This window comes from Flavobacterium sp. ALD4, assembly GCF_002836475.1.
In the GTDB taxonomy this organism is placed as follows: Bacteria; Bacteroidota; Bacteroidia; order Flavobacteriales; family Flavobacteriaceae; genus Flavobacterium.
Map to the genome: position 1 here is coordinate 264,286 of NZ_PJBJ01000028.1, position 11,754 is coordinate 276,039.

Annotated in this window: 9 protein-coding genes and 1 tRNA gene; 3 read left to right on the plus strand and 7 right to left on the minus strand. The window is 35.8% G+C overall.

The window, feature by feature from the left end; genetic code table 11:
* The first annotated feature begins 202 nt into the window (after positions 1–202).
* A tRNA-Pro gene (locus tag CXF59_RS07665) sits at positions 203–277 on the plus strand.
* Positions 278–408: 131 nt separating this feature from the next.
* Positions 409–1,356 carry a thioredoxin-disulfide reductase gene (trxB, locus tag CXF59_RS07670; protein ID WP_101137227.1) on the plus strand — a complete coding sequence of 316 codons (948 nt, stop codon included), beginning with the start codon at positions 409–411 and terminating at the stop codon, positions 1,354–1,356.
* A 76-nt stretch (positions 1,357–1,432) separates the two neighbouring features.
* Here the strand turns inward: trxB and CXF59_RS07675 are convergent, their stop codons facing one another.
* The 5 genes from CXF59_RS07675 to CXF59_RS07695 form a co-directional block, all read right to left on the minus strand.
* Positions 1,433–2,266: a GIN domain-containing protein gene (locus CXF59_RS07675; protein WP_232758755.1), complete on the minus strand. Its 834-nt coding sequence runs from the start codon at positions 2,264–2,266 to the stop codon at positions 1,433–1,435.
* A gap of 85 nt (positions 2,267–2,351) precedes the next feature.
* Positions 2,352–3,092, minus strand: coding sequence for a head GIN domain-containing protein (locus tag CXF59_RS07680; RefSeq protein WP_101137229.1), 741 nt, complete (start codon positions 3,090–3,092; stop codon positions 2,352–2,354).
* 2 nt (positions 3,093–3,094) lie between these two features.
* On the minus strand, positions 3,095–4,744 hold the full coding sequence (locus CXF59_RS07685) for a PspC domain-containing protein (RefSeq protein WP_101137230.1): 1,650 nt from the start codon (positions 4,742–4,744) through the stop codon (positions 3,095–3,097).
* Positions 4,745–4,749: 5 nt separating this feature from the next.
* A complete protein-coding gene (locus tag CXF59_RS07690) occupies positions 4,750–5,079 on the minus strand; it encodes a PadR family transcriptional regulator (RefSeq protein WP_101137231.1) in 330 nt (109 codons plus the stop codon).
* A gap of 207 nt (positions 5,080–5,286) precedes the next feature.
* On the minus strand, positions 5,287–5,742 hold the full coding sequence (locus tag CXF59_RS07695; RefSeq protein ID WP_198554651.1) for a DUF4870 domain-containing protein: 456 nt from the start codon (positions 5,740–5,742) through the stop codon (positions 5,287–5,289).
* A 196-nt stretch (positions 5,743–5,938) separates the two neighbouring features.
* On the opposite strand from CXF59_RS07695, the gene CXF59_RS07700 reads away from it, so the two are divergent.
* Positions 5,939–6,394 (plus strand): DUF4442 domain-containing protein, encoded by a 456-nt coding sequence (locus CXF59_RS07700; protein WP_101137233.1) that lies wholly within the window; start codon positions 5,939–5,941, stop codon positions 6,392–6,394.
* Between the two features lie 84 nt (positions 6,395–6,478).
* Here the strand turns inward: CXF59_RS07700 and CXF59_RS07705 are convergent, their stop codons facing one another.
* Together CXF59_RS07705 and CXF59_RS07710 are read right to left on the minus strand one after the other, a co-directional pair.
* Positions 6,479–6,715, minus strand: coding sequence for a hypothetical protein (locus tag CXF59_RS07705; RefSeq protein ID WP_101137234.1), 237 nt, complete (start codon positions 6,713–6,715; stop codon positions 6,479–6,481).
* A gap of 112 nt (positions 6,716–6,827) precedes the next feature.
* Positions 6,828–11,754: LamG-like jellyroll fold domain-containing protein (locus tag CXF59_RS07710; RefSeq protein ID WP_157824548.1), on the minus strand; the 4,927-nt coding region annotated here is incomplete at its 5' end.

Below are 11,754 nucleotides of genomic sequence, written 5' to 3' on the forward strand. Positions count from 1 at the left end.
TTTTGTATATTTAAAAATGGCATTCACGAGAGAGTCATTTTATTTTGTGATGATTTATTGGGGGTAGGAGCCTAAGTGGCGTAAGATGAAGTCAATGTGGGAAATAGTGTTACAGTGGTTTTTTTGCGAATATTTTTTATCTCTTAATTATTCGAAATAGTGTTGTTTAAGCAAAAAATAGTTTTATATTTGCACTCGCTTTCGGGGTGTAGCGTAGCTCGGTTATCGCGCCTGCTTTGGGAGCAGGAGGCCGCAGGTTCGAATCCTGCCACCCCGACAAAAAATCCTTTCTGTTTTTACAGAAGGGATTTTTTTATTGGAGGATAACAAAAACTGATTGCTGTTTTTCTGTATTCCACTAAATATCACTTATTTTTGTACTGTTTAAAATAATTATAAAATTTTATTATGTCTGATACAATCGAAAAAATTAAATGTCTTATTATAGGTTCTGGACCGGCAGGATATACTGCTGCGATATATGCAGCCAGAGCAAATATGTACCCAGTGTTATACCAGGGGATGCAGCCTGGAGGTCAACTAACAACAACTAACGAAGTGGAAAACTGGCCTGGTAATCCTGAAGGAATAACTGGTCCGGAAATGATGGTGCAATTACAAGCTCAAGCACAACGTTTTGGTACTGATGTACGCGATGGTTGGGCTACCAAGGTAGATTTCTCTGGAGGTGTTCATAAAGTTTGGATTAATGGGACTAAAGAATTGCATTGTGAAACGGTTATTATTTCTACCGGAGCATCAGCTAAATATTTAGGTTTGCCTTCTGAACAGCACTATTTAAAAATGGGTGGTGGTGTTTCTGCTTGTGCAATTTGTGATGGTTTTTTCTATAGAAATCAAGAGGTCGTTATCGTGGGAGCTGGAGATTCAGCTTGTGAGGAAGCACATTACTTGTCAAAACTTTGTAAAAAAGTAACGATGTTAGTACGAGGTGAAAAATTCAGGGCCTCAAAAATAATGGAAGCTCGTGTACGTAAAACAGAAAACATTACGATTCTTATGAATCATGATACGGTTGAAGTTTTAGGAGATGAGCAAGTAGTAACCGGCGTAAAAGCGTTGAACAAAACTACAAATGAAGAATTTGAGATTCCAGTTACAGGTTTCTTCGTAGCCATTGGGCACAAACCAAATACTGATATTTTTAAAGACTTTCTCTCTTTAGATGAAACAGGTTATATCATCAACGTTGTAGGAACTGCAAAAACAAATGTAGAAGGTGTTTTTGTCTCTGGAGATGCTGCAGACCATGTCTATCGTCAAGCAATTACCGCTGCAGGTACGGGTTGTATGGCAGCACTTGATGCAGAAAGATATTTAGCTGCTAAAGAGTAGTTTTCGCAACGATAAATTTGCAATAAAAAAGTCCCATTTACATAAGTAGATGGGACTTTTCATTTGGATTTGTTTGTTATTTGACCTTTTTAAGTAGTTTGGCTTCGTTAGCAAATTTTTGAATTTCAATTTTCGGATTTCCATAAAGTTCAATTTCAGAGTTCTCCCCAGCACTTATGCTAATAGAGGTTTCAGCGTTTACACTAGCATTGGAGTAGCTTTCAGTAATTAATTGTAAATCTTTAATCGTCAATTTGTTTCCTGTAAATTCGGAATTGTTATCCAGACGAATGACGGCAATGCTTGCACTGCCTTCAATGTTTGCTTCTGCTTTTTGATACAAGTCACAACCTAGTTCAGTGGCCGTAATTAAGGATTTCAAAGCGGCATCTTTACTCAATACAATTTTTACTTTTTCAGACCGTGCATTCAATTCAATTTCGGACTTATCATCAGCCTTTAGAACAAAATTCTTCGTGTTTATATTCAAAAATAGTTTAGAGTAGTCGATACTTTTAAAAAGAATCGAGTCAAGTTGTACTTCTTGTATTGCGTTTACAACAGTCTCGTTTTTTGAAACAACACTTTTTAGATCCTTTGTGTAGGTGACCTTGACAATTAGTTTTTTATATTTTATGACTTCCTTAGAAGTGTATATGCGGAGTATATGATCCCTTAAGTCCATCGAGATAATATCATGGAGATTGTCGTCTGCTTCAATCTTTATTCCTGGTTTTTCTCCTTTTTCCAGATAGACTTCAAGGTTATCTTCCACTTCAAGTGCTTCAAAGTTTCCGATTTCCCTTAGCTCAATAGTTACTGTTTTTGAACCTTTTATTTTGTCTTTTTTCTGTGCGAAAGCAACGGTAGTTGATAATGCGAGTAGAATGATAACGGTATATTTTTTCATTTTATTTTTCATTATGATTTTTACAAATATAAAAAAACCATCCACTTTTGATGAATGATTCAATTATTAATTGTCAAATAATAAATTAGACTTTATCGATACTTGCACCCGAACTTGATTTTTTTTCTATTAATTTTGGGGTCGTGTTATAGTCGATATTGCTGCCGCTAGAAGCTTTCGCTTTTAAACGTACAATGGGGTGAACGGTAATAGTAGATCCGCTTGATGCTCTTGCACTTACTTCATTAGCAAGTAAGTCACTTGCATCAATAGCACTTGCGCTGGAAGCTGTAGTCTCTAGATTAAGCGCCATTCCTTCAATAGTTATTGAACTCCCGCTGCTCGCTTTACATTCAATATTATCTGATTCAATAGTCAAATTCATATTTGAGGCAGAAGAAGTCCTGAGGTTAATACTCTCACCTTTAAGCGTATTTAAACTCGTAATCGAGGAAGCACTAGAAGCAAGCAATGATTCAATAATTGGCATTTTAACGGTAACTTTTTTTGATTCTATATTTATAAAAGAATTATAATCACAAGCTACGATAAGTACTCCATTTTCTACTGAAGTAGTAATGCTTTTTTGTAAATTATCATCAGCTTCAACAATAATCTCCGTTTTGTCTGATTGTTCAATTATTAAATCAATAGCATTACTGACTTCAATACTTTTAAAATCTCGTTGTACAATCCTTTTCTCGGATGTGACGTTGCCACTTCCCGTTATGGATTTGATTTTTATCGAATCGTTACAGGATGTAAATAATAAAGCCGTTAATGCTACCAGAATGAACTTAGTTATTATGGTTATAATTTTCAACATGATTATTTGGTTTTAATTATGATACCGTTTTCATCTTTTGACAATGATCCTAAATCTTTTGTTTCTGACACTTCTAAGTTTTCAACTTCATCAGCAGTGCAGTTTATACATGTCACTTTATTATCCTCTACTCTGTAGATGTCACTACTTGAGTTTGGGCTCCATAAAAAGTAATCCGCATCTGTACGGTCATAGTTTTTCATGGAATCGTCTGGTTTGAACAATGTCCCTTTAGGCAAGTATAATGTAATTTCTATTTCCTGATCGCGAAATTTATTTTTTAAATCAGTTATTAGATAGTTGTCTAAAATCAATTGATTCCCTTCAATTTTATAGCTGTATTTTATTTGTTCCGCTCTTTGTCTAGCTGTAGATAATGATTCGCCTTTTGCCTCTTTATCAATTTGGATATAAGGTAATTTTTCATCTGTTTTTGTTATTCTCAAACTAACATCGTTAGAGTATAGTACTTCATTACCAGCAGGATCTTGCGCTATTTTAAAACCATCGTGATCATCAATGTTCTTTGCATAATAATCATTGTGTTTGAATTTAATGTGTAGCGTATCAGTTGGCAGCAGCATAATATTTTCTTTACGAATCACCCTTCCGTCTGCGGCAAAAGCAGAAGCTTGTTTTACGCCTATAGAAATGGCTAATGCAACTGAAATCAACCATAGCGCAAGCAAGGTGTATTTAGCAATGTTTCCGATAGACTTCATGTTTGGAGCCAATAGTTTGAAGCCTAATACTGTCAAGAAAAAGAAAGGAATACCAACGGCAAGGAACATCAATAGTCCAAAAGCCCATATAGGATAGTCAGTAAAGTTTCCTGCTTCTATAAAACCTTGCCATGGGAAGTCAATAAAGGAGGAAGACCCTAAAGTAAACATGCCTATAAATAATGCCATTAAAGTGGCTAAGCCAGTCATAATTAAGATAACCCCAAGAAACTTTGCGAAAATTTTGAAAATCGTCATAATGAAATTACCAAAAGAACTTCCTATTTTCCCGGCACCTGTTTTTATCTGGTTACCATATTTATCGTAGTCAACATTTTTAAATTTGTCAGAAACATTTTCAAATTCTTCCCTTACTTTTTTTTCGATGTTCGAAATGTTAACTGGTTCTCCAGTCATTTCCAGTTTCTCTGACGTTGTAATTGCGGCAGGTACAACGATCCATAAGATAATATAGGCAAGAACTCCTGTTCCTGCTCCCCATACTAATAGGATGAAAATTAGTCTAACCCATACGGTATCAATCCCAAAATAGTGACCCAATCCAGCAGAAACGCCACTTATCATACCTTTTTCAGTGTCTCGGTATAATTTTTTTTGCCTTCTGGGCGCAGCATCGCCATAGCTTTGAGAATTGTGATTGTCTTCTTCTATAATATAGTCTTCCGGTTGGCCCATGACAGCAATCACTTGGTCTACCTCTTTTAAACCTACAACTTGTTTGTCTGTTTTTTGATTTTCCGTTAAAAGTTCCGCGACACGCATTTCGATATCTTTTATAATTTCCTCCTGTCCGGATGATTTAGATAACGATCGTTTTATGGCGTCAAAGTAGCGCGTTAGTTTTAGGTATGCATCTTCGTCTATATGAAAGAATATTCCGCCTAAGTTTATGTTTACAGTCTTGTTCATGGCTATTATTTTTGGTTTGTGATTAGATTTACGGCGTCGGACAACTCGGTCCAAGTGCTGTTAAGTTCGTTTAGAAATGTTTGTCCTATCTCGGTAAGACCATAGTACTTTCTGGGTGGTCCCGAAGTTGATTCTTCCCAACGGTAGCTTAACAATCCGTCATTTTTTAGTCTGGTAAGTAAGGGGTAAATAGTTCCCTCCACCACTAATAATTTTGCGTTTTTCAAAGTGTCTAATATTTCCGATGTGTAGGCATCTTTTTCTTTTAATACAGATAAGATGCAAAACTCGAGAACACCTTTGCGCATCTGGGCTTTTGTGTTTTCAATATTCATAATTCGTTTTTTTGATTTTTTTGTTGATTAAACTATTCATTTTTTGATTGCTGGTATAGTTCGCCATTCTGGCTCGTGTGATGATTGATTCCGGAATCTATTTGCTTCGCTAATTCGCTTCGTGCGGTTCCTGCTCTTCGCTACATCCAAGTCAAAAAGCGCGAGATACCTCTCAATCCTCTCAGTCCTTCAGGGGTTATTTATTACTTACTTAATAAAAGGTATTGTTATAGGGTATTTGTATTTTTCTCCATTTGATGTTTTTATGGAAGCATAAATGATTAAAAAGAATTCGGCTGCTTTTAAACAAATAAAAATAAATACAGTGGTTAAGCCTAGAGTGATTAATCCCAAGTTGTCTCCAAAATTAAAATTATCGATTACAAAACTGTCTTCGTGAATTATTGTACTCAAAGGAACGTTATTAAAAATGGTAAAAATTAAAATGGGGATGGCGATAAGGGCAAGTGCTATTGTATACAACAAAAGACTTAATTGGAAATTGAGTATTTGTTTTCCACTGTAATCTACAAATTCAGACTTGTCTTTTTTTGAAGTCCAAAGGACTATTGGAAAAATGAAATTCCCAAAAGGAATAAAATATTGTGTTAATGCACTCAGATGAGTAAAAGTGGCAATGTTTTTTTCGGTAGTTGTTTCCATTTTTTTTGATTTTTGATTGATGATTGAAACCTTTGTGAATTTTCGAATAGGACTACATAGTAATTTCTTATACAAATATATGGCTAAAAGACAGTATCTTGTATCGCATAGTAGTAAAGCTTAACATAGTTTTAACAAAATGACATTATATGTACGCATAGTATTTTTTTGTATATTAGCAAAAAAACCAGCAATAATGAATATCACAGCATCTAAACTTAATAAATTTCTATTTTTCAAATTGCCCTCCGCATTTTTATGTGGTGTTAGGGTAAAGGAGATAGATAAAAATAAATGTGTAGTGTCGGTAAAGCACCATTGGATTAATAAAAACCCATTCAACTCTATGTATTTTGCCGTTCAGGCAATGGCAGCCGAACTCTCAACCGGTGCGATGGTCATAAATCAAATCCAAAAAAGCGGTAAAAAAATCTCTATGTTAGTTGCCAATAATAAAGGAAACTTCACAAAAAAGGCAACGGGAAGAATTACTTTTGTTTGTAAAGATGGGCAGCTAATAGAAAAAGCGATTCAGGAAACTATTGCCACCGGAGAGGGACAGACGTTCTGGATGAAAGCCGTTGGAACTGACGAAAAAGGAGATCAGGTTTCCGAAATGGATTTTGAATGGAGTGTTAGAGTAAAACGATAAATCAGTTTGATATAATGAGTTTTAAACTCAGTAGAAAATAAAAAAGCCTCCTAATGGAGGCGTTTTTAATATGTCAAAATTAAATTATGCTTTTTTAGCGCAACACTTTTTTTCTTCTGTTGCTGCCATTGTAGCATCACATTTTTTTTCTTCTGCTTTACATTTAGAAATTTCTGCAGCAGTCATTGCTTTGTCATTTGAAGCTTTTGCAGTAAGGCAAGATTCTTTTTCAGCTTTTTCTAGTGTAGCGGGTTTTACCTCTTGTGCAGCTGCATTTAGTGTAAATAAACTTATTGCCAATAGAGTAATTATCTTTTTCATCTTTTTTGTTGCTTAATATTCTTTATCTAATATAAATAAAAATCGATTGCCTACTCCTGAAATTAATGTTACTCTTTGAGTTAAGAGTCTTTTTTAGAGTCAGCTATGTTTTTTAAGGAATAATTATTTTTTCACTGAAGTCTCCTTTAGACGTATTGACCTTCACAAGATACACTCCCGAGCTCACATTTCTAATTGGAATCTGAATATTATTTTGCTTAATGTCTTCAATGTCCCAATTGGTTAACTTTTGTCCTAAAATATTAAAAAGGGACACTTTGTCGACTGTTGCATCGGTAAAACGGTTTTTGATGTTTAACATTTCATTATTATTGGTGAAATACACAAATATTCCTTCAGCTAAAGGTGTTTTGTCAATATCATATAATTTATTCACAAATTGCAATGAGAATCTATTGTTATACTCACCAATTGGGAGTGAAAGAGGATAATCATTGTTTTTTATGTCGTGATAAATTCCAGTTACATTGTCAAATAAATAAATTTCGAGATTATTTGGTATGTTTTCTAATTTGTCTATTTTGATGGTCGAATCACCTTCTTTAGCCACTGTAAATCCAATAGGGATTATTTGGTCATCATTGAAGTTTTGAACGGCTTGAATCACAAGCTGTAGAGTGCCTAATTCCCAGTACATATCATTTTCGTTCGTGTCAAACATCTGGGCATCATATCCGATATCAAATTTATTCGTGCTGTTATTATCAGCGCCAAGTAGTAATTGGCGGTGCGCGCCTACCGTTGAATCAAAACCTAGCCTAATCTTTGGTCTAGTATCTATTTTAGATCCCTGATCTTCTGGCACACTACTTTTTGCATTATTTTTTTTCATGAAAATTGAGTTTCCCTCGTCTCCTGTCTCTCTAACAAAGATTCGCTGACTATTTTTAAAATTAACCCATCCTCCCTTAACTGTTGTTGGTATGTCAGTTCCTCTTATTGCAGGATCTTGAGCCGCGTCTATAAAGAACCCTTGTCCCACTGGAATATAGGGTGTAGGTATTTTTGAACCAGACTCGTAAGTAAGAGCACCTAGCGGAACATTGGCTATAGCTGGGACAGCGCCCATTATTGTATAAGTTGCATATCCAGCTTCATATTCTGCAAGGATATGACTATTAGACAAACCAAAGTGATCCCAAAAATAGAGTGCACCGCCAAAGGTATTTTCGCTACCTCTACAATCAGAGCAATCTCTGATGTTATCTTTTATAAATTCATCGGCATCAATAGCGGACGGATAAGGATTACCAACTAAATAAGTTTGATCTATAGCTAAAAATAAGGATATTGTTCCCGAGTTAGGTTTGCCAGTAAACACATAATTTTGCAGGACATCAATTTCTGCTTTACCACCACTTCCTTTCATGATATATCCTTCCGCAACTCGCATTGTTCCCGTACTAGCTTTGTAATTCCATAAATAATAATTTTGCCAATCAGAATTTGAATCTGGAGTTACCGAGCTATAGGACCAAATCCATCTATTGGCAGTCTTTATTGGGATTGTCAAATCTCCATCTGCAAAATACGATCCATTACCAAAATTTATTGTTAGTGGATTTCTTGAATTTTTTCCATCCCTTAAAACGTCAGAGAGGGTGTAACCGGAGTTGTTTTCTTCTCCTTGTTTACTTACAGGGGAGGACCATAAATTATAATTGTAACTGTTTTGTTTTCCTTGTTGGTCACGTTCTATATATCCAGTACTTGAATTTTCAAAAACACTTTCACTAAATTGAGAAGTGATAAAGTTACGATCATCAGTACCATCAGAATTAGTAGTAGTATCATAATACCCATATCTTTTTTCCAGGAGTTGTGACTCACCTATTAAATCTATCTGTCCATCTAGTCTCAAATAGTGCGTTAACCATAGTAAATGGCCAGAATTATTTTCATCTAATACTTCGTTAGGATTTGCCATAGTTAGTTCTCCTGATTCAGAGATTAATCCTAATAAGGTGATGTCTTTGTCTCCAGAGTTGATATTGTTTGATATCTTGACAATATTCCAGTCAATCTTGGTGCCAAATACGGTGCTGTTTGGAGTGTACCAAACAACGGGCTGTTCCCAGGTATTATTATTACTCCATAGGCCGTCATTCTTAGATATATATGGTAATGGTGCTGACTGTGTTTGGCTTGAAAAAATATTTATTAATCTACCATTAAGACTTCCTTGATAGGGTGTTAGATATCCGCAGTTTAAAACCATACGGTAATACCCATCTAAATCTGACCATCGCAAAGGCGCATCATCGGTACCATTTTGTGCAGAATCTGGGCCATGAATTCGTAGAGGGATGACCTCTCCCATCACATCATCACTACCTGGGAAGGGTGGTTTTATTTGTTGATTCATCATTTGACGAATATGCACAACATTTAGTGCTTTCTTCCAAATTCTTAATTCTTCTATCCAGCCATGGTAATAATTAACTGGGGCTTTTGTAAGTTTTCCCGCAGCATCTAGATTCCCAACTTGATACATTGCCCCTAATAGGCATTGCATGCTGTTATCAGTAGGGGCACTTCCATTTTGACTGGCTTTTTCAACACCATCCATATATAATTTATACATAGTACCGTTAAAAGTCACGGCAATATGATGCCATGTGTCTGCGTCTATGGAATTTGAGCTAATAGAATTAGAAGTTCCCCAGTTAAAGGTCACATTATTACCGTTCAAGCTTAAGTCATAACCCGTACTTAAATTATTAGCATTACGTTTAGATAATAAACTTTGAGTACCTGATAGGTCTCCAGCTTTTACCCACATTTCTATACTAAACGGCCCTGTTTTATCATAATTATCTTTAAAAGTAATATAATCGTTTATACCATCAAAATCAATTTGGTCACAGCTGTTAATTGTTACAAGTACATTGCTGGCGCATCCATTAACCGTCCAAGTTAGGGTATATGTGCCGGGTTCTCCTGTAAATATTGCATTAGGATCATTTTTATCAGAAAGTGTATATACGGCGAAGTCTGGTGCGTTGCATAAAGATACAAGTGGCTCTACTGTCCATTCCCCAATCTCACCTGTGCCTGGGTAATTTGGTGATGCTGGAGTAGCATTAGGGACTTTATATTTACCATCCCATGTGCCTTTTTCGAAATTCTCTTGAGCACCAATAGTATTATCATATGCTTTAAGTCTGACTGTATCTTCACCACATTCATTGACAATAGGTACAATATTTTCACCAGCATACGAAAGGGTTGCTTTTATATTAATAAATTCAGTACCTTTCGTGTCATCACTTCTACACCCATTAATTAAGGATGTTGCACCATAATTTTGTATACCTGGTGTTACAGGTGTTATGTTTACTGTCGATCCGGTAGTAACTACAACACCAAAATCATCAGTCCATTGAATAACTTCATTAATTGGGTTGTTTGGGATCTGAATATTATCTATGGCCCAAGAACTATTACCAGAATTATCACCAGTATTGCCTGCGTAATAAGTAAACTTAATTCTTAAATTTGTTAAGCCAATATATGGTTGCAGATCTATGCTAACATGGTCGTCAAGATAAGTTGAGGCTGAAGCATCTTTACATTGTCCACCAGGTAAAATATCGTTAAAATTAGTTGAACTTGGACCAGTGTAATCATAAGCCGCTCCTGGGTCTAATTCAATATCATAAGTAGCACCACCATCTGTAGAGATTTCTATTTTAGCCCAAGCACCAGCTTGAAGATAATAAGCCTGGTCAAATTCTAATTGCATAGTTGTTAAGCCTAATGCGCTGAAAACAGGGGTTTCTAAAGTAGAATATGGTGTAATGAGGTGTTTGGTATTTGTTTGGTTTATATATGGAGGAACCCCACTTACAATCGCAAATTTTGTATTATCTCTTACGTCATAGCATCGTCCATTAAACGTTTTAGGTCCATTGGTTTCTTTCCAATACGTATCATTAGTGTTATTTCCTCCAGCAGACATTTCCTGCTCTTCATCAACTATCCATCCTAAATTGTTGAGGTTGGCCTGATTAAAAAGACCTCCGTTGTTTATTCCTGAACCAACGCCATAGGCACTTTCTACTATCACTGTAACTGCATCACCCAAACAAATGGTGTTATTTGCAGTCCCGTTGGTAATGGTAGGTGGTATATCGGGAGGTATTACAGATATAATTGCAACTGGTGAAAAACCTAAACAGTTTCCTACGTCAATAACAGTTCTTACAAGTGTGGTAACCTTTACATCTACAAGTGTATATGTGTTTGTAGTGTTAGTTGTGCCAGCTAATGTCGACCAATTGACGCCACCATTTGTCGAGAATTCCCAACGGTTAATATTATCAGTTAATGATGGATCTATACCTTTTAAATTTAGTTCTACATTTTGTGCTATGGTTTTTCCACTACTATCGACAGGACATGCCGTTAATTCAATAACATTAGATGCCTTGTCAGGTGTTTGTCCATTCATCATATTCCAACCTGTAAGTGTTCCACTATCAATAGCTGGCGCATTTACTGTGATGATAGTTGAGCATGAACGTTTATTACCTTGGCTATCAGTAACCGTTAATATAACTGTCTTTTCACCAACATCATTACAACCAAAAGTATAGTTATCTAAGCTCAGTGCTGGATTTGCATCACAATTATCTGTTGATCCGTTATTAATTTGGTTAGCTAATATAGAAGCTTCTCCAGTCACACCATCCAAAGTGATTGTAAGGGCGTAAGGAGCAATACATATAGCTACAGGCAGTTCTGCATCATTAACCGTTATGGTTTGTGAAACATTGATTGTGTTTCCTGCGTTATCAGTTACACTATAAACTCTAGTTACTTTTACCGGACAAGAGCCAGAAGCTGTATCGCTAACAAAGGCAACCAATGGGCTGCGAGTACAATTATCTGCTTTATCGATAACCAATGTAATGTCTGGCTCTGGTGCAGATCCTTTTGCTACGATTGGGTCAGGGTTAGACGCTGTTGGGTTTTCTTTATCGGTTACAATTACGGTAAAACTACAAGAAGTTTGT